Source organism: Agrococcus baldri, from assembly GCA_900114805.1.
GTDB classification, from domain to species: Bacteria; Actinomycetota; Actinomycetes; order Actinomycetales; family Microbacteriaceae; genus Agrococcus; species Agrococcus baldri.
Window position 1 is genome coordinate 824369 of record FOZN01000001.1, and the last position, 22547, is coordinate 846915.

A 22547-nucleotide genomic window follows, 5' to 3' on the forward strand; every position below is an offset into this window, starting at 1 on the left:
GTCGGTCGGCAGTGCGGTGCGACCAACCTACCGGCGCGCTCGACGGCGCGCCGCGATGGCCGCCGGACGCAGTCGGGCGGTCACCGCTCCTGCAGCAGCTCGAGCGAGCGGAACATGGCGAAGAGCTCGTCGAACTCCTCGGTCTCCGCGTACGCCGCGCCCTGAGCGAAGGATGCGACCTCCCACAGGGCCCGATCGTGGGTGGTGCTGAACGAGGTGAACGGGTGGTCGTCGGGCACCGGGACGTCGAAGTACCCCAGGCACGGCACGCGGTCGTCCTCGACATCGTCCATCGTGAAGCCCGCGACGAAGTCGAAGCGATCCTCGACACGCTGCGCGGTGTACGCGACGACGCGGCCGTCGCCGCCGAGCGCCATCGCATCTGCGTGCAGCTGGCCGGGCACCATCGTCGTGCCGTCGCCGTCCCAGTCGTCGCACGCCCCGCCGCGGTCGCCGTAGTAGGCGCTGCCGAAGTAGGCGAGCTCCTGGCCGATGTCGCTCACGACGGTGATCGCGTTGACGTGGCCGAGGTCGTCCTCCGCCTCGAAGCTCTCGTCGACGACGCTCCAGTCCACCGGGATGCGCCAGCGGAAGAGCCCGTCGCTCGTCTCCACCGCCTGCCAGCCGGCCATCGGGTCGTCGGATGCGGTCGGTTCGGCCGTCGCCGTCGGCGCGGGAGACGCTGGTCCGGCGGCCGCGCTGGCCACGGTCGTCGCCGTAGGGGCGCTCGGCTCCGCCGTGGGGGCGGCGCACGCGCCGAGGGCGAGCACCATCGCAGCGGCAGCCATCGCGGCCGCCCTTCTCGGTCGAGCGCGCATCGCGGCCCCTCTGCTCAGGTGCGGCGACGCATCCGTCACCGTCGTCTCAGGATCGCAGGGCTCCGCACCGCACAAGCGTGCGCGCAGCAACGATCCGGCAACGATCGACCGTGCGTCAGGCCGCGACGAAGACCAGTCTGCGGCCCTCGCGGCTCACGCGGATGCCGGGCAGGTGGATCGGGCCCTGCCCGTGCCAGTCGGTGACGAGGCGCGAGACCTCGAGCGTCTGCTGCCTCGAGAGCGCGGTGTGGAACTCGCTCTGCACGGCGAGGCGGATGATGCGCTGGCGCAGGGCCGGCGGGTTCGCCGCGAGCGCGCCCGCGTCGAGCGACAGGCCGCCCTCTGCGTGCTCGACCAGGTCGAGGATCTGCTCCTGTGCGAAGTGGGCGAGCGCCTCGGCGTCCTCGCGCAGCGTGTCGGCAGTGCGGGTGAGGGCGAGCGCGACACCGCCGCCCAGCACGTCGTCGAGCATCGGCAGCACCCGGTGGCGCACGCGCACGCGCAGGAAGCGGTCGTCGTCGTTGTGCGGGTCGTGCCACGGCGCGATGCCGACATCGGCGCACGCCTGGTGGGTGGTGGCGCGACGCACCTGCAGCAGCGGCCGCCGGAGGAAGCCGATGCGCGGGTGCATGCCCCACAGGCTCTCGGCACCCGACCCGCGGGCGAGGCCGATCAGCACGGTCTCCGCCTGGTCGTCGAGGGTGTGGCCGAGCAGCACGGCGACGGCACCCTCCTCCTTGCGCGCCTGCAGCAGCGCCGCATAGCGCGCCTGGCGGGCGGCCGCCTCTGGGCTGCCGTCGGGCGCCACCTGCACGGCGAGGATGCGCACGGGGTCGAGCCCCAGCTCTCGCGCCTGCGCGGCCGCGCGCTCGGCGATCTCCGCGCTGCCCGGCTGCAGGCCGTGGTCGACGATGACGGCACCGGCCCGCAGACCGGCGCGCTCGGCCTCGAACGCGGTTGCGGCTGCGAGCGCCAGCGAGTCGGCGCCGCCCGAGAGCGCCACCAGCAGCAGCGAGCCCGCCGGCACGTCATCCGTCGCCTCGCGCACGGCCCGACGCACGTCGGCGACGGCGGGGGTGAGCCGCGGTCGGCGCTCGTTTTCGGGCATGAAGTAACCTTATGCCGATTCCCCACCCCCACGAGAAGGAGCCGCCGTTGGCCGCCTACGACGTCGTCATCGAGATCCCCAAGGGGAGCCGCAACAAGTACGAGCTCGATCACGAGACCGGTCGCGTGTACCTCGATCGCGTGCTCTTCACGACCTTCGTCTACCCCACCGACTACGGCTTCTTCGAGGGCACGCTCGGCCTCGACGGCGACCCGGTCGACGCGCTGGTGCTGCTCGAGTACCCGGTGCCGCCGGGCGTGTTCGTCAAGGTGCGGCCCGTCGGCCAGCTCAACATGGAGGACGACGGCGGTATCGACACCAAGGTCATCTGCGTGCTCGAGAAGGACCCGCGCTGGTCGCACATCCAGGACATCGAGGATGTGCCGCAGCAGATCCGGAACGAGATCGAGCACTTCTTCATGCACTACAAGGACCTCGAGCCCGGCAAGTGGGCCAAGCTCGGCGGCTGGGAGGGCGTCGACGCCGCCGAGGCGACCGTGCAGGCAGGCTTCGCGGCCTTCGACGCGGCGCACGGCGACGAGACCGACGAGCCGGTCGAGAAGCCCGAGGGCGGCCGCGACGTCACGGACTGATCCGGAGCACGCGACAAGGGGCGGGGCCGCACACGGTGCGTCCCGCCCCTTCGCGTTGCCGATGGCGGATGCGTCGGGTCGCCGTCGCGGGCGCCGCGGCCTCAGCGCAGGCGCACGCCCCGTGCGTTCAGGAACGACTCCGGATTGGTGAGCGTGCCGCCGACGCGCAGCTGGAAGTGCAGGTGACAGCCGGTGGAGTGGCCGGTCGAGCCCTCGTAGGCGACCACCTGGCCGGCGCGGACACGCTGGCCCGGATAGACGTGCGCGGGCCTGATCATGTGGAAGTACTCGCTCTGCACGCCGCCGCCGTGGTTGATGTACAGCATGTTCGCGCCGTAGATGTCGTACGAGCGCAGCGTCACGGTGCCCGCCGCGACCGCGTAGATCGGGGTGCCGCAGCCGGCCGCGATGTCGATGCCGGCGTGCAGCTTGCGGCCCAGCGTGCCGACCGGGTCGTTGCGCCAGCCGTAGCCGGAGGTGAAGCGGCCGTAGTGCGGGGTGACCCAGCCGCTGCTCGCGGGGGGCGTGACGGGCACCGTGGTGCCGCCGCCGCTCCCGCCGCCGCCGCTGCCGGCGTTGTTGCGCGCGGCCTCCTCTGCGAGCCGCTGCTGCTCGGCGATGGCGGCCTGCCGCGCGGCCTCGCGCTGGGCGGCCTCGCGGATGCGGCGCTGCCGCTCCTGCTCGGCCAGCCAGGCTCGGTGCCGCTGGCCCGCCTGATAGTCGTCCTCGGTCGCTGCCCGGTTCTCGATCAGCACCTCGAGCTGCGCCTCGAGCTCGACGCGGTGCTCCTGCTGCGCCACGACGGCGGCCTGCGCTGCGGCGGCGGCCTCCTGCGCGGCCACGAGCGCGGCGTCGGCGGCCTCCTTGAGCTCCTGCAGCGCATCGCGGGCGACCGCGGCCTGGTCCTGCAGCGACTGCGCCGTGTTCGCGTCCTGCTGCGCCTGCTCGTAGAGCGTGTCCGCCGTACCGGCGACCCGGTCGATCATGTCGAGCCGGTACAGCCAGGTGTCGGCCGAGCCGGGGTTGGCGAAGAGCTCGGCGCTCATGTCACCGGTGCCGCCGGAGCGCGCGAGCTGCGCCGCGAGCTGTCCGGCTGCGAGCTGCGACTGCTCGGCGCGCTCCGTCGCCTCGTCGGCCTGCTCCTGCAGCCGCTCGGCGACGGCGACGGCCTCGTCGTAGACGCGCTGCGCCTCGATCGCCTCGGCGGCTCGCTGATCGGAGAGCGCCTGCGCGTCGGCGGCATCGGTCTCGAGCTGGGCGATGAGGGCACGGATGTCGCTGATCTGCTGATTCTTGGCGGTGACGTTCCCGCGAGCGGCCTCGACCTCTGCCCAGGTGGGGAAGCCGTACTCGTCGACGGCCTGCGCACTCGGCACGCCCGGCGTGACCAGCGTGGCGAGCATGGCGCCGACGGCGAGGCTCGCGGCGATGCCCAGGCGCAGCCTGCGACCGCGCGAGGGGGCTCGCTCGGCACGTGTCTGCCGGTCGGGCAAAGCCATGGTCTTCCCGTCTCGCAGCGTCAGATCGCCGCTTCGTCCACCATCGTGCACCCAGCTCACCGCGTTCGTCACGACACAATCGGGCTCACGCTACCAACTTTCATGTTCCACCTGAAGGTTTGTTCAGCAGAACTTCAGGCGGGCGTGTCGCGATTTCGTCCCGGTTTGCAACCAGCCGTACCCGTCCTGTAACGTTTCTCCTCGGTAGTCGCATGCTTCGGCATACGGCCCCATCGTTTAGAGGCCTAGGACACCGCCCTTTCACGGCGGCAGCACGGGTTCGAATCCCGTTGGGGTCACTCAGTACGGATTTTGGTCTGTACGATGGGTTCTACCAGTTAGGCCCTGTAGCGCAGTCTGGTTAGCGCGCCGCCCTGTCACGGCGGAGGTCGCGGGTTCAAGTCCCGTCAGGGTCGCCATGCCTGAGGCCCTCTCGAGAGAGAGGGTCTTGTGCAAGGGCGGGCGAGAGCCCGTCAGGCTCGCAGGAGTCCGGCTCTGTAGCTCAGTTGGTAGAGCGCACGACTGAAAATCGTGAGGTCACGGGATCGACGCCCGTCGGAGCCACGGAGAAGCCCCCGTTCAGCGGGGGCTTCGTTGTTCCCGCGGCACTCCTGAGCCTCAAGACACGCCGATGCAGCCCGCGCTCTCGGGGTCGACGGATGCGTCAGGCCGTCGCGATGAGACCGCGCAGCGTCTCGGCGTCCTCGTTCGCGCCGAACGCGGCCCAGCCCGGCTGCAGGTGCAGGCCGGCGTCCAGCGACTCGAGCACGACCGGGTCGAAGCCGAAGTCGTCGACGAGACCCGCGACCAGTTCGACGTCGCGCACGTCGTCGCCCGCGACCGCGATCGCGCGGCGCTGCGGGTGCCCGGCGGGCCGCGGCCAGTCGGCGAGGTCGTGGTAGCCCATGTGGTTGAAGGCCTTGACGACCCGCGAGGCGGGCAGGAACTCCTGCACGATCGTGCTCGTCGACCGCTCAGGGTCGGTGAACTCGTCGCGGATGCCGTCGGTCTCCCACCAGTAGTTCATGGCGTCGATCACGAGCTTGCCCGCGAGCTGCTCCACCGGCAGCCGGTCGTACTGCCCGAGCGGCAGGGCGAGGATGACCACGTCGGCTGCGGCAGCCGCATCCGCCGACACCATCGCCTCTGCGCCGGGCGCGAGGTACTCGACGATCAGCCGGATGCGCGCGGGGCTGCCCGAGCCTGCGACGAGCGTGCGGTGGCCGGCGGCGAGCGAGAGCTTGGCGAGCACGGTGCCGATCTTGCCGGCGCCCAGGATGGCGACCGTGAGCGTCTCGGCCGATGGCTCGCTGCGTTCGGCGATCGACTCGACCTGCTGCGACATGCGTGACTCCCCTGACTGGCTCTGGTGTCTGACAACAGTGGGCCGGCTGGACGCATTCCCGCGCTGGGCGCTGCCGATCCCGACCCCCTATCCTCCACCCATGCGCTACCGCTGGGGATGAGAACGGGCAGCGCGCCGGCGTGATCACGCTGAGCGTCGAGGGTGCGCCCGACGCCGTGATCGCGCGCACCGACGGCTTCTGGGCGCGCTCGAGCACGCTTCAATCGGTCGAGTCGACCAGCGTCAATCGGTCGAGTCGACCACCGGCTCGCTGTCGGGGTCCGGCTCGGCCCAGCGGTGGAAGCGGCGCCCGGAGAGCCGGGTGAGGTCGATGCGCACGAACTCGCGCTTCACCGTCGGGATGAGCGGATGGATCGGCAGCGCCGAGGCCGCCTCGATCTCGTCCCGCGCCTCCAGCCGACGCGCCCGGCCGTGCCCGATGACGCTCCAGGCCTCCTTGACGCCGATGTTGTCGATCTCGAAGACCACGTCGTCGGCCATCAGCACGCCGGCGAGCTTCGTGCCCGGCGCCGTGCGGAAGGTGATCTCGCGGCCGGCCGAGTGGTAGTTGATCGGGAAGACCTCGAGCAGGTCGCCGACGCGGAAGGCGATGCGCCCGAACTCGAACGCGGCGAGCAGCTTCACGCACTCGTCCTCGCTGATCTCGTGGACCGGACTCTCGCGCCCTGCATGCTGGCTCATGGCTTCATGCTCGCATTGCTGCGGCGCCCGCGCCAGGGGGCGGGCCTGGGCCAAGGCCGTTGTCAGCTCAGCGTCGCCCCTCGGCAGCGAGCCGTTCGGCCAGCCCAGCCTCGTCGGCGAGCCGCGGCTCGGTGGTGCGCTCGGGGATGATGCCGCGCTTGCCGGCGTAGAAGGCGCGGATGCGATCCATGTCGGCCGGCACGTCACCCGTGAGCGAGATGGTCGGCCCGAGGCCGGTGGTGCCGGTGACCGAGTCGACGAAGCCGAGCGTGACCGGCACGTCCGCCTCGTAGGCGATGCGGTAGAAGCCGCTGCGCCACTGGCTCGAGCTGCGGGTGCCGTCGGGCGTGACGACGATCGCGGCGCGCGGGTCGGTGCGTGCCAGCTCGACCACGCGGTCGGCGAGCCCGGAGGGGTCATCGCGGTCGACCGGGATGCCGCCGAGCCAGTGCATGACGCGCCCGAACGGGCCGCCGAAGAGCTCGCGCTTGCCGAGCCAGCGCACCGCGAGTCCCGCATCCCACGAGATCGCGAGCATGAGCACGAAGTCGCGGTTCGACGTGTGGGGTGCGCCGATCAGCAGCCGCGGACCGTGGTGAGCGGGCTGCTCACGAACGAGCGTCCAGGGACTGAGCGCCCAGTGCAGTCGCGCGAGCGCGCGGCGGACCGGCATCCGCGGTGGAGCGGAGTGCGGCGAGGCCTGCGCGTCTCCGCCGCCTCCTCGGCGCCGACGCCCGTCCCGGGCATCGGTCACGCACGCGCCTCGATGCGCCGCGCCGACAGCATCGGGCAGTCGAACGGATCGCGGGCTGCGAGGCCGACGCGGTTCAGGTACGCGATGACGGATGCGTAGGCACCGACCAGGCCGGTCTCCGTGTAGGGGATGCTGTGGGTCGCGCAGTGCAGACGGACGATCTCGCTCGCCTTGCGCAGGTGCGGGCGCGCCATGTTCGGGAAAAGGTGGTGCTCGACCTGGTAGTTGAGACCGCCCATGAGCGCGCTCATGCCCCAGCCGCGGATGTTGCGGGAGGTGCGCACCTGCTTGGTGAAGAAGTCGAGCTTCGCGTCACGGCTGACGGTCGGCATGCCCTTGTGGTTCGGCGCGAAGGATGCGCCCATGCCGACGCCGAACACGGCCAGCTGCACGGCCAGGAACGCGGGCACCATGTAGGCCGGCATGACGAGGAAGAGGAAGGTGATGAGCACGGCGAAGCGCGCGGCGATGAGGCCGAGCTCGAGCCAGCGGCCGACGACTGGACGGCGCTCGAGCAGCGTCGCGATCGAGCGCACGTGCAGGTTGGCGCCCTCGAAAGTGAGCAGCGGGAAGAACAGCCAGCCCTGGCGCTGCGTGACCCAGCGCTGCAGACCGCGGGCCCTCTTGGCGTCCGAGGGCAGGAACGAGATCGTGTCGATGTCGATGTCGGGGTCGCGCCCGATCTGGTTGGGGTTGGCGTGGTGGCGGGAGTGCTTCGTCATCCACCACTGGTGGCTGATGCCCACGACGCCGGCGGCGAGGATGCGGCCCAGGCGGTCGTTGGCGGGGCCGGACTTCAGCACCTGTCGGTGCGAGGCCTCGTGCGCGATGAAGGCGATCTGCGTCATGACGATGCCGAGGCCGCCTGCGATCAGCAGCTGCAACCAGCTGTCGCCCAGCAGGAACGCCCCGACCAGCAGGCCGACCAGCGCGACGCCGAGGCCGACCATCAGCCACGCGTAGAAGCCCACGGTCCGCTCGAGCAGGCCGGCGTCGCGCACGGCCTTCGCGACGACCCGGAAGTCGGCGCGGCGCTCCTCCTCGGAGCGCTCGGATGCCTTGATCGTGGTGCGCAGCGCTCCGTGCGTCACCGCTGGTGCGGTCATCGTGGACATGCGGCCCCCTTGGGGTCATCGGCGACTTCCCAGCCGTGGAGGGCCCGCCGAACTGCGTGGTCGGGACCCCGGATGCTTTCAGCGTATGCCGTACGCAATGCGGCCAGCCGCATACGCCCTAGGGGTTGTGCATGAGAAGGCCCGGCCCCGCAATGCGGACCGGGCCTTCCTGCGGCGTGGCGGGGATCAGCGGATCGGGACCTCTGCACCCCGGCCGGCGTCAGCCGCATCCGCCCCCGCATCGACCGACTCGTCTGCCACGTCGTCGAACTCGGACGGGGCGAGCGGCGCGGCCCCCGCGGTCGCGATCGGCTGCGCCTCCGGGTTGCTGGCCTTCGCGCGCTTCTCCGGCACCGGCAGCTCGCCCGAGGCACGCAGCGCGTCGTAGTGCGCCTGCGCCTCGGCCTGGCGCACGCCCTCCGCGCCGGTGGCGATGTGCGAGCGCAGGTGCTCGTCGCCGAGGCCGAAGGCCGCCACCAGGTCGAGCGCGTGCGGGCGCAGCTTGCCGAGCAGCCGCTCGATCGTCGAGGTGACCGCCTGCGAGCGGGCGCCCGAGAGGCGACCGTTCTCGAGATGCCAGGCGGCGTGCTCCTCGATGATCGTGAGGGCGAAGAGGTCGCGCACGTGGGTGAGCACCTTCTTCGTCGCCTCGGGCGCGCGGTCGACCGCTGCCGCGAGCGCGTCGTAGTGCTGCAGCTCGACCCAGGCGCGGGCGGCCTCGATGAGCTGGTGCTGCTCTGCGTTGAACGCGGCGGCCGCCTTCGCCTGGTCCTTCGGGGCGTGGCGCAGTCGGCCGGCGATGTCGGCGACCATCGTCTCGACGCGGTCCTCGAGCAGGTCGCGCTGCGTGTCCGCATCGCGCAGGGCGAGCGACGACTTCTTCACGTTGCGCAGGTCGCGCACGTCCTGGCCCAGGGTGCGCAGACCGACGAGCGTCGTGGCACGCTCGAAGAACTGGTCCGCGGCGAAGCGGGCGATGTCGCCCTTCGAGGCACCCTTGAACTGCTTGGCGAAGTCGCCAAGCAGTCGCTTGCCCACCAGCTGCAGCAGCACGGTGTTGTCGCCCTCGAAGGTGACGTACACATCGAGGTCGGCACGCAGCTGCACCAGGCGGTTCTCGCCCATGAAGCCGGCACCACCGCAGGCCTCGCGAGCCTCCTGCAGCGTGTCGAGCGCCTGCCAGGTGGAGAGCGACTTGAGACCGGCGGCGAGGGTCTCGAGATCCTCGCGCTCCTCCGGGGTATCGGTGCGGCCCGAGAATACGCCGTCGAACTGCGCGAGCAGCCGCTCGTGCGCGTAGGCCTGGGCGTAGGCCTTCGCGAGGCGCGTGAAGAGGCGGCGCTGGTGGCGGCGGTAGTCGAGCAGCACCTCCTCCTGGGTCTCGCTGGAGGCGTTGAACTGCCGGCGCTCGGCGCCGTAGCGGATGGCGATGGCGAGCGCCGCCTCCTGCGCGACGACCGCGGCGCCGTCGAGCGAGACGCGCCCCTGCACGAGGGTGCCGATCATGGTGAAGAAGCGGCGCCCGGGGCTGTCGATCGGGCTCGAGTAGGTGCCGTCGACCGCCACGTCGCCGTAGCGGTTCAGCAGGTTGGTGCGCGGCACGCGCACGTGCGTGAAGTGCAGTCGGCCGTTGTCGATGCCGTTCAGGCCGCCCTTGTAGCCGTCGTCCTCGCCGCCCCGGCCGGGCAGGAACGCTCCGGTCTCGTCGCGCAGCGGCACGTAGAAGGCGTGCACGCCGTGGTCGACGCCCTGGGTGATGAGCTTGGCGAAGACCACCGCGTCCTTGCCGTGCAGGGCGGCGTTGCCGATGTAGTCCTTCCACGCGCCGCGGAAGGGCGTGTGGATGACGAACTCCTCGGTGGTCTCGTCGTAGGTCGCGGTCGTGCCGATCGAGGCGACGTCCGAGCCGTGGCCGGTCTCGGTCATGGCGAAGGCGCCCGGCACCTCGAAGCGCATGATCGGCGGCAGGAAGGTGTCGTGGTGGTGCTCGGTGCCCAGGTGCAGCACAGCCGCCCCGAAAAGGCCGAACTGCACGCCAGCCTTGATCTGCAGGCTCGGGTCTGCGAGCACGAGCTGCCCGAAGGCGGCGACGTTGCCGCCGTGGTCGTCGGCGCCGCCGAGCCGCTTCGGGAAGGCTGCCAGCACGGCGCCGTCGTCGACCAGCAGCTGCACCTGCTCGAGCGTGCGCTGCCGGTGGTCGGCCATGGTCAGGTCGTCGATGCGCTGGTAGCGCGGGTCGGCGACCTTCTTGAGGGCTCGGATCCGCTGCTCGCTCCAGTCGCCGCGCAGGTCGCGGCCGAGCCAGTCGACGTCGACCCTGCCGTGCATGCGAGGCTCCTCGCTGCGCTGGCGTCGGGTGCGGTTCGTGTCGGACATGGGTCCCCCTCGGACAGACGTGCGGATGCGGCACCTGCGACAGGTGCATCACCACGGTAGGCAGGTCGTCGGCCGGGCGCACGGCTGCGTGACCGACCGCACAGTCGAGCGCGCGCCGTCGCCGATGCCGGTTGTGCGATCGGCACAATCGGACTGCCGATCCGCTGTCGGATGCGCACGGCAGCGGCGGCCGAGTCGGGAGCGCGCCACCCGCGGAACCGGGAGCCGCGGCCGGTCCTACAGCGAGCCGTGCACGACCTCGCCGGCGATCAGGGTGGCCGAGATCGCCGCCGCCCGGAGACGCCCGGCCGCCGCGTTCGGCGCGTGGGCGATCTCGTCGGCGCTCGGCAGCGCATCCGCCAGCACCACGAGGTCGGCCGGCTCCCCCGCGGCGATGCGGGTGCGCGCCGAGGCGCCGATCGCCTGCTCGAGCGCGATCGCCTCCTCCGGCTGCCACGGCCGCTCGTCGCCGCGCGTGCGGGTGACCGCGGTGGCGATCGCCCGCCAGGGGTCGAGCGGGGTGACGGGCGCGTCGGAGCCGAGCACGACGCGCACGCCGCCGTCCAGCAGCGAGCGGATGCGGTAGGCATCACCCGCACGGTCGCTCCAGAGCGACTCTGTCAGCTCGCGGTCGTCGAGGGCGTGCTCGGGCTGCAGCGAGGCAGTGAGGCCCAGGTGGGCCATGCGGAGGATGTCCGTCTCCGCCACCAGCTGCGCGTGCTCGATGCGGTCGTCGGCGGTCACGCGGCCGGTGGCAGCCGCGCGCTCGAAGGCATCGATCGCGGCGCTGACGGCGGCGTCGCCGATGGCGTGCACCGCGGCGCCGAGCCCGAGCCGGCCCGCGCGTGCCAGCAGCCGATCGAGATCGCGGTCGTCCTCGTTGCGCACGCCGCGGCCCACCGAGCCCAGCCCGTCGTCATACGGATGCGCCGTCCACGCCGTGCGGGTCCCGAGCGATCCGTCGGTGATCACCTTGAAGCGGCCGACGCGCGCGGTGCCCGCGATCGGGTCGCCCGTGCGCAGGCCGCGCTCCTCGGCCAGGTCGAGGTCGTGCTGGTAGATGCCGGCCTCGACCCGCACCGGGGTCGCCCTGCCGGGCCGCTGCCAGGCGCCGACCGCGTCGCTGAACTCGAGATCGACCACCCCGACGACGCCCCGCGCGGCCGCGGCGGCCAGTGCGTCGACGACGTGACGGTCGAGCCGGTCGGCATCGAGCATCCGCTCGATGACCTGCAGGATGTCGAAGGCGGCCTCCTCACGCAGCAGCGGGCCGTCGAACTCGATGCCCAGGCGCGCGAGCATCGCCGAGTTCGGCCAGGAACTGTGCACGTCGCTCGAGACGATGAGCGTGGGAACGGCCCCGGTGGCGTCGTCGAGCTGGCGACGCGTGGGCGCCGCCGGCCAGAGCCCGTCGCGCATGCCGACGAGCACCAGCGGATCGCTGCCGGAGTGCGCCCGGGCGGCGTCGCGGGCGATGACCGACGCCTCGTCGGCGCTGCCTGCCTCAAGCACGCTGGGGCGCGTGCGGTGGCGGGCCCACTGGCCCATGTGCGTGTGCTCGTCCCACAGTCCGGGGATGACCGTCGCGCCCTCGAGGTCGTGCCGCTCGCCCGCCGACGGCGTGGAGCCGGCGGGGCTGACGCGCTCGATGGCGCCGTCGACGATGTCGAGGTCGGTCAGTGACTGATCGGCCGTGCTCGCGAGCAGGCGGATGTTCGCAAGGCGCATGCTCCGAACGCTACCGGCGGGCGGCGGTCAATGCGCGATCGCACGCCCCGGCTCGCGGCGGTCAATGCGCGATCGCACGCCCCGGCTCGCGGCGGCGAGCGACGCGGTCGGGGATGATGCTCGCCCTCGGGGCGTGCTGCCGCGCGAGGACGACCAGGCTGCTGATCGCGCCGAGCGCGCTGATGACGCCGATGACGGCGAGCCACGTGGGGTCCATGGCAGCGAGCTGGCTGCCCCATGCAGGTTCCATGCGGCCATCATGCGCCCGCGTCGATGGCCGCGCCAGAGGCGAGTTGTCCGGGTGCCGGGCGGCGCGCCGTCGGCCGGGTGGCCGACGGCGCGCAAGTGGATCAGAAGGCTCCGGCCCAGATGCGCTCGGGAGTCGGGTCGCGAGGATCCCGGCGCTGCGGAGCGATCGTGACGTCGCGCGCATCGCTCTCGGCCGCGACGCGCGCGACGAGCTCGGCGTGGTGCCGCTGCTCCTCCTGGTCGGCGAAGCGGTCGCGCAGGAGCGCGAGTCGCGAGGGATCTGTGGCCACTCGTGGAGCCCGCTGACGGACGAGTGCCACGAGGGTGGCGGTGACTGCTGCCCCGCCGACGACGATCAGTGCGATGAGTGCGATGTCCATGGCAGAAAGTCTGCGCTTGCGAAGTTCCTGCCACCAGTGGCAGGATAGACAATGCTCGACAAGATTCCGCCACTTGCTGTCGGCGCGGATCCTGGTCGGCAACGAGGAGGGTTCCATGCTGAAGGTCGCCTGCATCGTCGACGACGACGTCAACATCTTCGAGCTCGGCGTCGCCGCCGAGATCTTCGGCACCGACCGCAGCGACCGCGGCGTGCCCCGCAACGACTTCCGTGTGGTGACGCCCACGCCCGGGCCGGTGCGCGTCGCCGGCGGCCTCGGCCTGCCCGTGATGGTCGAGGAGGGCCTCGGCTTCGCCGACGAGGCCGACGTCGTGATCGTCACCCCGTACGAGGAGTGCAGCGCCGACGTCGAGTGCAGCGTGCCGGTGGCCAGAGTGCTGCAGCGCGCGGTCGAGCGCGGCGCGCGGGTGCTGACAATGTGCACCGGCGCGTTCGTCGCCGCCCGCGCGGGCGTGCTCGAGGGACGCCGGGTGGCAACCCACTGGGCGCACGCCGATGCGCTCGCGGCGGAGTTCCCGCAGCTGGTCGTCGAGCGCGACGCACTCTGGGTCGACGACGGACCGATCACCTCGAGCGCGGGCACCGCGGCCGCCATCGATGCGGCGCTGCACCTGGTGCGCGAGCTGCAGGGGGCGCAGGTCGCGGCGACCATCGCGCGCTCGATGGTGGTGCCGCCGCTGCGCGACGGCGGTCAGAGCCAGTTCGCGATCGGCCCGGTCGCCGAGCAGCGCGCCGAGACGCTCGCGCCGCTCATCGACTGGATGGTCGAGCACCTCGACGAGGAGCACTCGGTCGCGGCGCTGGCCCGCCGTGCGAACCTCTCGGAGCGCACGTTCGCGCGTCGCTTCCGCGACGAGCTCGGCGCGACGCCGGCCGCCTGGCTCACCTCGCAGCGGGTGCAGCGCGCGCAGCAGCTGCTCGAGGCAACAGACCTGGGCCTGGATGCGGTGGCGCAGCAGTCGGGCTTCGGACAGGCCGCGCTGCTGCGCCATCACTTCACCAGGCAGCTGGGCGTCTCGCCCTCGGCGTATCGCCGGCGCTTCGCCTGCCCGGAGCCCGATCCCCAGCCCGTCGCCGAAACCGTGGTCGCGCGGCACTGATCGCCGCCGCGCGTGCGGTCGGTGCATTGCGACCGCAGACCCGTGGGATGGCCCGGACATGGCTGTGCAGCGTCGCTGCTCAGTGCCGCAGCACCACCGGGATCGGCGGCCGATGGTCGACCGCGAGCCTGGGTGGTCCGGGTCGCTGGCAGTCGCGGAGTCGCCGCCGCAGCCGCTGCTCGATCACGCCGGCCGACGTGCGCGGTCGGCGAGCGCGGCTCGGCGCCGCATCGGGGATGCGGATCGGCGCCGCGTCGCGAGTGCGGCTCGGCGCCGCATCGCGGATGCGGATGGCCAGGCTCGGCGCGGCGTCGGAGGCGAGCATGCCGGTGCCGGCCGGCGACTGCGACCGGCCCGCGTCGGCGACGACGGGCTCAGTGCCGCGCATTGCGGATGCGAGCGCGCCACGCTGCACCGCGACCCGTGCCAGTGCGCCGATTCCCGGTGCCGCTGCGATCCCGGGCCGCTGGTCTCCCCGGACGCCGCGGACGTAGCGATCCGGCGGTCGCAGCTGCGCGACGACGCGCCAATCGCCGGGCTCGCCCACGACGACGAGCCGGCCGGCATGCACCTCGTGATGGCAGTGACTGCAGAGAAGCATCCCGTTCTTCAGATCCGTCGGTCCCCCTCGCACCCACCAGAGCACATGGTGCGCCTCGCACCAGGAGGCGGGTGCACGGCAGTTGGCACAGCCGCCGTACTGCGCAGCCAAGGCTCGGCGCTGAGCGCGGTTGAAGTCGCGCTTCGTGCGCCCCAGGTCGAGCACTGCACCGCGCGCATCGACCACTGCGCGCTGCACCAGCGCATCGCACATCAGCCGGTCGACGGTCTCGATCGGCACCAGCGCACCCGTGTGCTCGATCTGCAGCGTGCGGTCAGGGTGCTCGAGACCCCGACGGTAGGCCTCGTAGGCCTCTTCGGTGACGTTGAAGACCAGCCGCGGCACCTCGCCGCCGGCGATGGGCGCCTTGCCCGACGCGGCCTGCGCCCGCACGATGCCGAGGAACGCGTCGTGGCGTCGCTGCTCAGGCGAGCGGTCGTCGACCGGCTCCTGCTGCTCGACACTGTCGGCGTCGTCGCGGAATCGCACTCGCACCCGAGGCCCGTTCAGCGCGTCGAACATGGCTTTCAGCTCAGAGCCCGCCTCTGGCGTGAAGAGCCCCTCGACAGGCCACATGCCGTCGGGGCGCTGCCACAGCTTGAGCGAGCGCATCGCCTGCTGCCGCTCGCCGTTCGGCAGCACTCCGTCGGGATCGATGACCGCGGCGAAGAGTCGTGCCTGGTCGACCAGCAGCTCCGGGGCGAGTGGCTGCTCGGGGTTCAGTGCGGCATCCACGAGGCAGCGCTCGGCCCAGGCGAGCTGCTCGAGGTCGGCGCGCGGCGCCGCCGGCTCCAGCGTGCGCACGATCGCGCGAGCCTGCGACAGCGACAGCTCGCCCGCGTCGAGCGCGGTCGCGACGCTCGGGTACTTGATCTCGATGTCGCCGCCGGTCATGCTGACGCCGCGAGCGGTCGAGCGAGCCATCGACAGGAGCTCCTGCGCCTCACGCGCGCGGATGCCGAAGGCCGCGGCGACAGCTTCCTTCGCGCTCGCCTTGCCGAGCTTGCGGCACAGGTCGGTCTCGGGTGAGCCGAGGGAGCGGGCGTCGATCGCGCCGGCCAGCCGCACCTGCTGCGCCTGGACGAGGCGAGCCAGCGCAGCGGTCTGCGTCAGCAGCTCGGCGATCTCTGCCTCGGGAGCGGACTCGAGCGCGACGGCATCGGCGAACGCAGCCTGCGCGGCCGCGACTGCGGTCGCCGCCTGCTCGATCCTCGTCATCGTCGACTCCTCCGATCCCGCCGTGTCGGCCGGGTGCCTCGCCTTCGAACGTCTGTACGAACAGAGACTAGATGGGCTCTTCCCAGATGAAGGTGTAGGTCGGCCGGGCGCGTCGGTCCGCAGATAGACGTCGAGGTCTCCCGACGATGGAGGTTCCTACGCCATCCATCCGAAAGACCTCGACGTGCCCGTCGCTACCCCGCCGGCCGGCTTCGGCCGCCCTGACCTAACCGCCTTCGCGGCTCATCCCAATCGGCTCTGATCGGGTCTGCTGACCCTCTCGACGAGAACGCAGCGACATCACAGCCACCCAACCCCGACCGTCCGGGAAGCCGGGGCACGTCACATGGGCTGTGCTGCGGGCGTGTCGAGTGGGTAGTCCAGGGGCGACGCAGGAGCGTCGACGCGACGTGCTGAGAGGTGGTTCCAACCGAGCGCTAGGACACAAGCTACAGGCATGGCGATAGGTCAGGAACGGCGTCGCTCCCTGCGCAGGAGGGAGCGCAGAGTCTCGGCGTTTGCGTAGCCGACCCGTAGCGCGATCTCGGCGGAGGTGAGGTCCGTGGTTGCTGAGAGGTGTCGAGCTCGTTCGGTGCGAAGCCGTTGGACGAAGCCGAGCGGAGTGAGGTTGAGCGCCGCACGGACTCGTCGTTCGAGGGTGCGCCGGCTGGTGCCGAGCGACTGCGCGACGAAGGCGACGTTGAACGGTTCGTCCAGGCTGGCGCGCACGAAGCGTTCGAACTCGACGACGATCGGGTCCTCGTGCCGGAGATGTTCATAGGCGACGAAAGCCGCCTGCGACGGGCGCTCGTCGATGATGAGGAGCTTGGCGACATGTTGGGCCAGGTCGGGGCTGATCGATCGCACGAGTGAGAGCGCGAGGTCGATGTGGGCGAAGGCGGCGCCGGCGGTGACGAGGTTCCCGTCGACCACGACCATGGTGTCGAGATCGAGGGCGACGGTCGGATAGCGCTTCCGGAACTCCGGCCCCAGGAACCAGCTGGTCGTCGCCCGCCGATGATGCATCCGTCCGGTCTCGGCGACGGCGAACACGCCGGTGCACGCCGCGGCGATCCGGGTGGTCGCCTCGTCGAGGCGCCCGAGTGAGGCGATGACCGAACGAGCATCTCGGCTCTGGAGGACGTCGTTGGTAGCGGCGGCCGTAAGGGTTCCAAGCGCAGGGACGACGACCACGTCGAACTCTCCGGACTCCGGCAGCGGGTGGTCCACCGACAGGGTCATCGATGCCGTCGTGGTCACTCGCCGTTTCGGTCCGAGGATGGCGAGTTCGATCGGGTCGATCCGCGGGTCGACATCGCCGCGGGCTCCGTCGGCCACCCGCACGATGTCGATGATCGACGCGATAGCCGAACCGAAGCAGCCGTCGATCGCGATCAGTCCGATACGCATGACGTAAACAATAGCAATACTGCCGTATACGCCACTCCCCACCGGCCCTCGCTCGTCATACGCTGAACTCGCCCCACGAAGAACCCCGACGTCAAGGAGAACCCCTCATGTCCACACCCGCATCACTTCCGTATGCCTTCGTCGCCAAGATCGTCGCGGCCGATGGACAGCACGACGCGCTCGCAGATCTGCTCGCCGGCGCTGTCGCACTCGCCAACGAAGAAGTGGGAACGATTGTCTGGTTCGCGGTCAGGACCCACGCCGACACCTTCTGGATCTTCGATGCATTCCCCGACGAGGCCGCTCGCGACGCCCACGCCAACGGCGCCATCGTCGCAGCCCTGATGGCCAACCAGCACCTCCTCGGCGCAGCACCCGAGATCCTGGCGGCCGACGTCCTCGCGTCCAAGCTCCCGTAGTCCGCCAACGCACGAGACGATCGCGCCCCGCCGAGTCGGTCCGCAGATAGACGTCGAGGTCTCCCGACGATGGAGGTTCCTACGCCATCCATCGGAAAGACCTCGACGTGCCCGACGCTACCCCGCCGCCCGGCTTCGGCCGCCCTGACCTGACCGCCTTCGCTCGACTCGACGGCCTCGGTCTGAGGGTGATCGGGCAACGACTTGAACCGGATCGTGCGGTCCTCGCGTGCCGCGTGGTGGAACCAGATCAGTCGTGCCGGCGGTGCGGCAGCGAAGGCGCCGCTCGTGACACCGTGATCCGGCGGTTGGCCCACGAGCCGCTGGGCTGGCGACCGACCGTGCTGGAAGTTGTAGTGCGTCGCTACCGCTGTGCAGACTGCGGACACGTGTGGCGCCAAGACACCAACGCCGCGGCGGAGCCACGCGCGAAGCTCTCGCGCACCGAGCTGCGGTGGGCGCTGGAAGGGATCGTGGTCGCACACCTCACCGTCGCCCGTGTCGCCGAGGGACTCGGGGTCGCGTGCGACACCGCCAACAACGCGGTCCTGGCCGAAGGCAAGCGGCTGCTGATCAACGACCCCACGCGGTTCGAGGGCGTGAAGGTCATTGGCGTCGATGAGCACGTCTGGCGCCACACCAGGCGTGGCGACAAGTACGTCACCGTGATCATCGACCTCACCCCGGTCCGCGATGGCGCCGGCCCAGCAAGGCTGCTGGACATGGTCGAGGGCCGGTCGAAGGCGGCGTTCAAGACCTGGCTCGCCGACCGCGACGACGCCTTCCGTGACGCGGTCGAGGTGGTCGCGATGGACGGCTTCACCGGGTTCAAGACCGCCGCTGCAGAGGAGATCCCGGACGCGGTCACGGTGATGGCTCCCTTCCACGTCGTGCGCCTGGCCGGTGACGCCCTCGACAGGTGCCGGCGCCGGGTCCAACTCGCGATCCACGGGCACCGTGGGTTCAGGGACGACCCGCTCTACAAGTCGCGGCGCACGCTGCACACCGGTTCGGACCTGCTCACCGACAAGCAGAGCGACAGGCTACGCGCGCTGTTCGTTGATGACGCTCACGTCGAGGTCGAGGCGACCTGGGGTGTCTACCAGCGGATGATCGCCGCCTATCGCCACGAGGACCGGCAACGCGGCCGCGAGCTCATGGAGAAGCTGATCACCGACCTCAGCGCCGGCGTCCCCAAGGTGCTCACCGAGCTCACCACCCTGGGCCGGACCCTGAAGAAGCGAGCCGCCGACGTGCTCGCCTACTTCGAACGACCCGGCACCAGCAACGGGCCGACCGAGGCACTCAACGGACGGCTCGAACACCTGCGCGGCTCCGCACTCGGGTTCCGCAACCTGACCAACTACATCGCCCGAAGCCTGCTCGAGACCGGCGGCTTCAGACCCCAACTCCTACACCCCCGATTGGGATGAGCCACTAGATGATGCCACCCACACGGCGCGGCTGGCGCGAAGCGCCTGTGGAGAACGGTGCGGACGCCGTCTCACGCGCGACGGTCGCGAGCGGCGCTGTGGTCGCAAGGAGCGCGAGCGCGCGGAGAACGTGAGCGCGCGCGAGCACGCGAGGCCCGAAGCGAGCGGCGTGTGATCAGCCCAGCCCGCTCCAGCCCTCGGGCATGTAGCCCTCGGCCTCGAGCGAGCGGCGTGTGATCAGCCCAGCCCGCTCCAGCCCTCGGGCATGTAGCCCTCGGCCTCGAGCACGAAGCGGCCGACCGGCGTCGCGGGCCGCTTCTGGATCTTCGCGACCGACGAGCGCAGCTCCTTGAACGGCTTGCCGTAGACGGTCACCTCACGGCTCGCCTCGTACTCCTGGTCTGGCCGCTCGCGCGGGATCGTCAGCACGCGGCCCATTGCCCACGCCGGCTCCTGCGACATCACCGGCTGCAGCTCGATCACCCGCTTCTCGGGCTCGAGGAAGCCGCTGAACGCGACCGGGGCGCCGCCGCCCACGGGGGTGAGCCACCGCATCCACGCGCCCGGTTCGAAGGCGGGCAGCGGATGCGTCGCCGCGGCCTCGAGGGCGCGTCGCGTGCCGACCTGCCAGCGCTGGTACTCGCGGTCGTCGCTGCCGTCGAAGACGAACAGCTGCAGCTCGAGCAGCGCGTCGTCGGCGTCAAGCGCGTGCTGCTCGATCGCGAGCGTGTCGGCGCGCACGGCACCGTAGGTCCAGGGGTGCAGCGCCTTGCCGAAGCGCGTCGCCGCCTCCACGATGAGCCCGCCCGACTCCTCGTCGAGCTCTGCCTCGACGCGGAACGGCACGCCCTGCTCGTCGATCGCCCACAGCCCGTACGGGTTCACGGGCGCGTCGCCCTCGCGCTCTGCCGGTGCCTCCTGCAGGAAGCGGTCGGGCATCGAGGCGATCAGCAGGTCGCGCTCGTCTGACTCCCACTCGTCGTCGAGGGTTGTGTCGGTGCGCACCTCGGCGTCCTTGGCCTCGGGCTCCAGTTCGAGCTCGACCACCCAGCCGAAGTCCTCGTCGAGGTCGACGACCTGCTTGACGGCTGTGCTGTAGATGCCCGGCGGGATCTCGCCGGCGCCCTCGGGCACCAGCACGTAGGTGCGGGCCAGGCCGGTGGGCGTGGCGGAGAGTGCGATCTCGACGATCGGGCCGCGCCGCGTCTCGAGGAAGCCGTGCAGGGGGAAGTCGAGCTCGCCGACGGTCTGGGTCACGCGTCAACGGTAGCCGCCCGCGGGCGCACCGGCGCCCCGGCAGTTCGTCGGGCACGCCGGCGCGCGGCAGTTCGTCGGGCACGCCGGCGTGCGGCCGATCGTCGGGCACCCCGGCGCGCGGCAGTGCGCCACCTGCCGTGGGATCCTGGTCGCATGCGCGGACCGGCAGTGCTCTTCATCCTCGCGGCGCTGTTCGTCGTCGAGCTGCTCGCGTGGCTGATCCTGGCCATGTGGGGCTGGACGATCGGCGCGCAATGGGGCGACACCGCCGGCGCGATCGGCGCGGTGGGCGCGTTCGCCGCGATCGCAGCGCTCTGGGCGCTGCTCGCCTCGCCGAAGTCGCATGCGCCGGACTGGGTCAAGTGGACGGTGAAGGTGCTCGTGTTCGGCGGCGCCGCCCTCACGCTCGTGCTCACCGAGCAGGTAGCCGCGGGCATCGCCTTCGCCGTGGTCGCCGCCGCGCTCCTCTGGGTCGCGCGGACCGAGTCGGCACGCGACACGCTCGAGGCGATCCGGGGGCCGCGCGAGCCGCGCTGAACGCCGCAGGTCAGCAGCGCCGCGCGAGCAGCGCTCAACGCCGCGGGTCAGCAGCGCCGCGCGAGCAGCGCCGAACGCCTCAGGTCAGCAGCGCGCCGCTGCCGGGTGGCAGCGAGAGCTCACCCGAGAAGGCGACATCCGGATGCGTCTGGAAGCGCAGGTGGGTGCGCTCCACCGCGATGGACTGCGGCTTGTCGCCGAAGTTGATCACCACCTCGACCGGGGCATCGACCTCCGAGCCGCCCCGCACGAGCCGCAGCACGCCGGCCTCCTCGAACACCTGCACGCTGCTGTGGCTCCAGTGCGGATCGGTGAGCGCCGGCAGCTCGCGCCGCAGCGACGCCAGGTGACGGTAGCCGTCGAGCACCCGCGCATGCCGCTCGCGGCGCACCTCGCTCCAGTCGAGCTTCGAGCGCTCGAAGGTCGCCGGATCCTGCGGGTCGGGCACGACCGACTCGTCCCACCCCATCCGCTCGAACTCCGCCAGTCGCCCCTCGCCCGTGAGCCGGCCGAGCTCGGGCTCGGGGTGCGAGGTGAAGAACTGGAACGGCGTCGAGGCCGCCCACTCCTCCCCCATGAACAGCATCGGCGTCGACGGGCCGGCGTAGAGCAGCAGCGCCGCGCACAGCAGCTGCGACTCGGTGAGCGCCTCGGTGATGCGGTCGCCGCGGGCGCGGTTGCCGATCTGATCGTGGTTCTGCGCGCTCACCACCAGCCGCCACGCGAGCGAGCGGTCGGTGTCGATCGGATGCCCGTGGTCGCGCTCCCGGAAGGAGGAGTACGTGCCGTCGTGGAAGAAGCCCCGCTCGAGCGTCTTGGCGAGCGCCGTGAGCGACGCGAAGTCCTCGTAGTAGCCGTGCGTCTCGCCCGTCAGCGCCACGTGCAGGCCGTGGTGGAAGTCGTCCGACCACTGCGCGTCGAGCCCCCAGCCGCCGGCCTCGCGCGGGGTGATGAGCACCGGGTCGTTCATGTCGCTCTCGGCGATGAGCTCGAGCGGGCGGCCCAGGTGGGCCGCGAGCGCGGTGGTCTCGATGGCCATCTCCTCGAGGATGTGCGTCTCGCCGTGCTCGCTCGAGCGCACGTCGTGCAGTGCGTGCACGGCGTCGAGCCGCAGCGCGTCCACGTGCATGTCCTCGAACCAGAAGCGCAGGTTGTCGAGGATGTACCGGCGCACCTCCGGCTCGGCCAGGTGCACGTGCTCGCCCCAGGTGGAGCGGCCCTCGCTCGAGAGGTACGGCCCGAAGCGCGGCAGGTAGTTGCCGCTGGGGCCGAGGTGGTTGTAGACCACGTCCTGCACCACGGCGATCCCCGCGCCGTGCGCGGCGTCGACGAAGCGCTGGTAGGCGGCCGGGCCGCCGTAGCCCTCGTGCACGGCGTACCAGGCGACCCCGTCGTAGCCCCAGTTGTGCGTGCCGTTGAATCCGTTCACCGGCAGCAGCTCGACGTGCGTCACACCGATCTCGAGCAGGTGGCTGAGCCGCTCGGCCGCCGCGTCGAGGGTGCCCTCGCGCGTGAAGGTGCCGACGTGCAGCTCGTACAGCACGCCGCCGGCGATCGGCCGCCCGGTCCAGTCGGCGTCGTCCCAGTCGTGGTCGGATGCGTCCCACACGCGGGAGCGCTCGTGCACCCCGTGCGGCTGGCGTCGCGAGCGCGGGTCCGGCAGCACGCCGTCGTCGTCGCCCACCTGGAAGCCGTAGTCGCCGGCGGGGGCGACGGCGTGCCACCAGCCGCCGTCCTCGCGCGCCATCTCGACGGACGCGTCTGCGGCGACCACGCGCATCCGCTCGGCGCCCGGCGCCCAGACTCGGTACTCGTGCTGCTCGGCCATGAGGCCAGTCTGCCGCCGGACGCTCGGCGGCGGCTGGGTGCCCCGTGCGAGGAGCCG

The 22547-nt window shown here is 71.5% G+C and carries 20 protein-coding genes and 3 tRNA genes; 8 read left to right on the forward strand and 15 right to left on the reverse strand.

Annotated features, from left to right (window positions below):
* Nucleotides 1–80 precede the first annotated feature (80 nt).
* Both BM288_RS03960 and tilS read right to left on the reverse strand, forming a co-directional pair.
* On the reverse strand, nucleotides 81–788 hold the full coding sequence (locus BM288_RS03960) for a hypothetical protein (RefSeq protein WP_092916034.1): 708 nt from the start codon (nucleotides 786–788) through the stop codon (nucleotides 81–83).
* A 145-nt stretch (nucleotides 789–933) separates the two neighbouring features.
* Nucleotides 934–1926 (reverse strand): tRNA lysidine(34) synthetase TilS, encoded by a 993-nt coding sequence (tilS, locus tag BM288_RS03965; RefSeq protein WP_092916036.1) that lies wholly within the window; start codon nucleotides 1924–1926, stop codon nucleotides 934–936.
* A 47-nt stretch (nucleotides 1927–1973) separates the two neighbouring features.
* Between tilS and BM288_RS03970 the strand changes: the two genes are divergently transcribed.
* Nucleotides 1974–2519: an inorganic diphosphatase gene (locus BM288_RS03970; protein WP_092916038.1), complete on the forward strand. Its 546-nt coding sequence runs from the start codon at nucleotides 1974–1976 to the stop codon at nucleotides 2517–2519.
* Between the two features lie 101 nt (nucleotides 2520–2620).
* On the opposite strand, the gene BM288_RS03975 is transcribed toward BM288_RS03970, so the two are convergent.
* Complete coding sequence (locus tag BM288_RS03975) at nucleotides 2621–4018, reverse strand: M23 family metallopeptidase (protein ID WP_143103009.1); 1398 nt, start codon at nucleotides 4016–4018, stop codon at nucleotides 2621–2623.
* Nucleotides 4019–4244: 226 nt separating this feature from the next.
* Between BM288_RS03975 and BM288_RS03980 the strand changes: the two genes are divergently transcribed.
* The 3 genes from BM288_RS03980 (at nucleotide 4245) to BM288_RS03990 (ending at nucleotide 4582) form a co-directional block, all read left to right on the forward strand.
* Nucleotides 4245–4317 (forward strand) — tRNA-Glu (locus BM288_RS03980).
* A gap of 42 nt (nucleotides 4318–4359) precedes the next feature.
* Nucleotides 4360–4437: transfer RNA gene (locus tag BM288_RS03985), tRNA-Asp, on the forward strand.
* 72 nt (nucleotides 4438–4509) lie between these two features.
* Nucleotides 4510–4582 (forward strand) — tRNA-Phe (locus BM288_RS03990).
* A gap of 100 nt (nucleotides 4583–4682) precedes the next feature.
* On the opposite strand, the gene BM288_RS03995 is transcribed toward BM288_RS03990, so the two are convergent.
* From BM288_RS03995 to BM288_RS04030, 8 genes are all read right to left on the reverse strand, one after another.
* Nucleotides 4683–5363 (reverse strand): NADPH-dependent F420 reductase, encoded by a 681-nt coding sequence (locus tag BM288_RS03995; RefSeq protein WP_092916042.1) that lies wholly within the window; start codon nucleotides 5361–5363, stop codon nucleotides 4683–4685.
* A 243-nt stretch (nucleotides 5364–5606) separates the two neighbouring features.
* The gene (locus BM288_RS04000) at nucleotides 5607–6065 is read right to left on the reverse strand and encodes a pyridoxamine 5'-phosphate oxidase family protein (RefSeq protein ID WP_092916044.1); all 459 of its coding nucleotides are present in this window, start codon (nucleotides 6063–6065) and stop codon (nucleotides 5607–5609) included.
* Nucleotides 6066–6132: 67 nt separating this feature from the next.
* Nucleotides 6133–6738 (reverse strand): 1-acyl-sn-glycerol-3-phosphate acyltransferase, encoded by a 606-nt coding sequence (locus tag BM288_RS04005; protein WP_092916046.1) that lies wholly within the window; start codon nucleotides 6736–6738, stop codon nucleotides 6133–6135.
* Between the two features lie 77 nt (nucleotides 6739–6815).
* Nucleotides 6816–7934 (reverse strand): fatty acid desaturase family protein, encoded by a 1119-nt coding sequence (locus BM288_RS04010; protein WP_092916048.1) that lies wholly within the window; start codon nucleotides 7932–7934, stop codon nucleotides 6816–6818.
* A gap of 186 nt (nucleotides 7935–8120) precedes the next feature.
* A complete protein-coding gene (locus tag BM288_RS04015; RefSeq protein ID WP_092916050.1) occupies nucleotides 8121–10310 on the reverse strand; it encodes an acyl-CoA dehydrogenase family protein in 2190 nt (729 codons plus the stop codon).
* Nucleotides 10311–10547: 237 nt separating this feature from the next.
* Complete coding sequence (locus tag BM288_RS04020) at nucleotides 10548–12038, reverse strand: amidohydrolase (protein ID WP_092916052.1); 1491 nt, start codon at nucleotides 12036–12038, stop codon at nucleotides 10548–10550.
* 61 nt (nucleotides 12039–12099) lie between these two features.
* Complete coding sequence (locus BM288_RS04025) at nucleotides 12100–12288, reverse strand: hypothetical protein (protein WP_092916054.1); 189 nt, start codon at nucleotides 12286–12288, stop codon at nucleotides 12100–12102.
* 100 nt (nucleotides 12289–12388) lie between these two features.
* Nucleotides 12389–12667 carry a hypothetical protein gene (locus tag BM288_RS04030; RefSeq protein ID WP_092916056.1) on the reverse strand — a complete coding sequence of 93 codons (279 nt, stop codon included), beginning with the start codon at nucleotides 12665–12667 and terminating at the stop codon, nucleotides 12389–12391.
* A 115-nt stretch (nucleotides 12668–12782) separates the two neighbouring features.
* On the opposite strand from BM288_RS04030, the gene BM288_RS04035 reads away from it, so the two are divergent.
* On the forward strand, nucleotides 12783–13787 hold the full coding sequence (locus BM288_RS04035) for a GlxA family transcriptional regulator (protein ID WP_092916249.1): 1005 nt from the start codon (nucleotides 12783–12785) through the stop codon (nucleotides 13785–13787).
* Nucleotides 13788–13866: 79 nt separating this feature from the next.
* Here BM288_RS04035 and BM288_RS04040 read toward each other — a convergent pair whose 3' ends face one another.
* Nucleotides 13867–15606 carry an HNH endonuclease signature motif containing protein gene (locus BM288_RS04040; protein WP_092916058.1) on the reverse strand — a complete coding sequence of 580 codons (1740 nt, stop codon included), beginning with the start codon at nucleotides 15604–15606 and terminating at the stop codon, nucleotides 13867–13869.
* Between the two features lie 468 nt (nucleotides 15607–16074).
* The gene (locus BM288_RS04050; protein ID WP_092916060.1) at nucleotides 16075–17016 is read right to left on the reverse strand and encodes a GlxA family transcriptional regulator; all 942 of its coding nucleotides are present in this window, start codon (nucleotides 17014–17016) and stop codon (nucleotides 16075–16077) included.
* A gap of 107 nt (nucleotides 17017–17123) precedes the next feature.
* Here BM288_RS04050 and BM288_RS04055 point away from each other — a divergent pair, with 107 nt between their 5' ends.
* Both BM288_RS04055 and BM288_RS04060 read left to right on the forward strand, forming a co-directional pair.
* On the forward strand, nucleotides 17124–17435 hold the full coding sequence (locus BM288_RS04055; protein ID WP_003941073.1) for a putative quinol monooxygenase: 312 nt from the start codon (nucleotides 17124–17126) through the stop codon (nucleotides 17433–17435).
* Between the two features lie 107 nt (nucleotides 17436–17542).
* Nucleotides 17543–18868, forward strand: a complete 1326-nt coding sequence (locus tag BM288_RS04060; RefSeq protein ID WP_092916062.1) for an ISL3 family transposase — start codon at nucleotides 17543–17545, stop codon at nucleotides 18866–18868.
* Between the two features lie 237 nt (nucleotides 18869–19105).
* On the opposite strand, the gene BM288_RS04065 is transcribed toward BM288_RS04060, so the two are convergent.
* A complete protein-coding gene (locus BM288_RS04065; RefSeq protein WP_092916064.1) occupies nucleotides 19106–20125 on the reverse strand; it encodes a hypothetical protein in 1020 nt (339 codons plus the stop codon).
* 153 nt (nucleotides 20126–20278) lie between these two features.
* Here BM288_RS04065 and BM288_RS04070 point away from each other — a divergent pair, with 153 nt between their 5' ends.
* Nucleotides 20279–20662, forward strand: a complete 384-nt coding sequence (locus BM288_RS04070; protein ID WP_092916066.1) for a DUF2568 domain-containing protein — start codon at nucleotides 20279–20281, stop codon at nucleotides 20660–20662.
* 79 nt (nucleotides 20663–20741) lie between these two features.
* On the opposite strand, the gene treZ is transcribed toward BM288_RS04070, so the two are convergent.
* Nucleotides 20742–22490, reverse strand: a complete 1749-nt coding sequence (gene treZ, locus BM288_RS04075) for a malto-oligosyltrehalose trehalohydrolase (RefSeq protein WP_092916068.1) — start codon at nucleotides 22488–22490, stop codon at nucleotides 20742–20744.
* Nucleotides 22491–22547 lie beyond the last annotated feature (57 nt).

Bases quoted from the DNA above. Each gene is read 5' to 3' on its own strand.
- BM288_RS04005 (WP_092916046.1), bottom strand. From the start codon at position 6,738: ATGCCGGTCCGCCGCGCGCTCGCGCGACTGCACTGGGCGCTCAGTCCC.
- BM288_RS04000 (WP_092916044.1), bottom strand. From the start codon at position 6,065: ATGAGCCAGCATGCAGGGCGCGAGAGTCCGGTCCACGAGATCAGCGAG.
- BM288_RS03995 (WP_092916042.1), bottom strand. From the start codon at position 5,363: ATGTCGCAGCAGGTCGAGTCGATCGCCGAACGCAGCGAGCCATCGGCC.
- BM288_RS03975 (WP_143103009.1), bottom strand. From the start codon at position 4,018: ATGGCTTTGCCCGACCGGCAGACACGTGCCGAGCGAGCCCCCTCGCGC.
- treZ (WP_092916068.1), bottom strand. From the start codon at position 22,490: ATGGCCGAGCAGCACGAGTACCGAGTCTGGGCGCCGGGCGCCGAGCGG.
- BM288_RS03960 (WP_092916034.1), bottom strand. From the start codon at position 788: ATGGCTGCCGCTGCGATGGTGCTCGCCCTCGGCGCGTGCGCCGCCCCC.
- BM288_RS04015 (WP_092916050.1), bottom strand. From the start codon at position 10,310: ATGTCCGACACGAACCGCACCCGACGCCAGCGCAGCGAGGAGCCTCGC.
- BM288_RS04055 (WP_003941073.1), top strand. From the start codon at position 17,124: ATGTCCACACCCGCATCACTTCCGTATGCCTTCGTCGCCAAGATCGTC.
- BM288_RS04040 (WP_092916058.1), bottom strand. From the start codon at position 15,606: ATGACGAGGATCGAGCAGGCGGCGACCGCAGTCGCGGCCGCGCAGGCT.
- tilS (WP_092916036.1), bottom strand. From the start codon at position 1,926: ATGCCCGAAAACGAGCGCCGACCGCGGCTCACCCCCGCCGTCGCCGAC.
- BM288_RS04020 (WP_092916052.1), bottom strand. From the start codon at position 12,038: ATGCGCCTTGCGAACATCCGCCTGCTCGCGAGCACGGCCGATCAGTCA.
- BM288_RS04030 (WP_092916056.1), bottom strand. From the start codon at position 12,667: ATGGACATCGCACTCATCGCACTGATCGTCGTCGGCGGGGCAGCAGTC.
- BM288_RS04035 (WP_092916249.1), top strand. From the start codon at position 12,783: ATGCTGAAGGTCGCCTGCATCGTCGACGACGACGTCAACATCTTCGAG.
- BM288_RS04070 (WP_092916066.1), top strand. From the start codon at position 20,279: ATGCGCGGACCGGCAGTGCTCTTCATCCTCGCGGCGCTGTTCGTCGTC.
- BM288_RS04025 (WP_092916054.1), bottom strand. From the start codon at position 12,288: ATGGAACCTGCATGGGGCAGCCAGCTCGCTGCCATGGACCCCACGTGG.
- BM288_RS04010 (WP_092916048.1), bottom strand. From the start codon at position 7,934: ATGTCCACGATGACCGCACCAGCGGTGACGCACGGAGCGCTGCGCACC.
- BM288_RS04050 (WP_092916060.1), bottom strand. From the start codon at position 17,016: ATGCGTATCGGACTGATCGCGATCGACGGCTGCTTCGGTTCGGCTATC.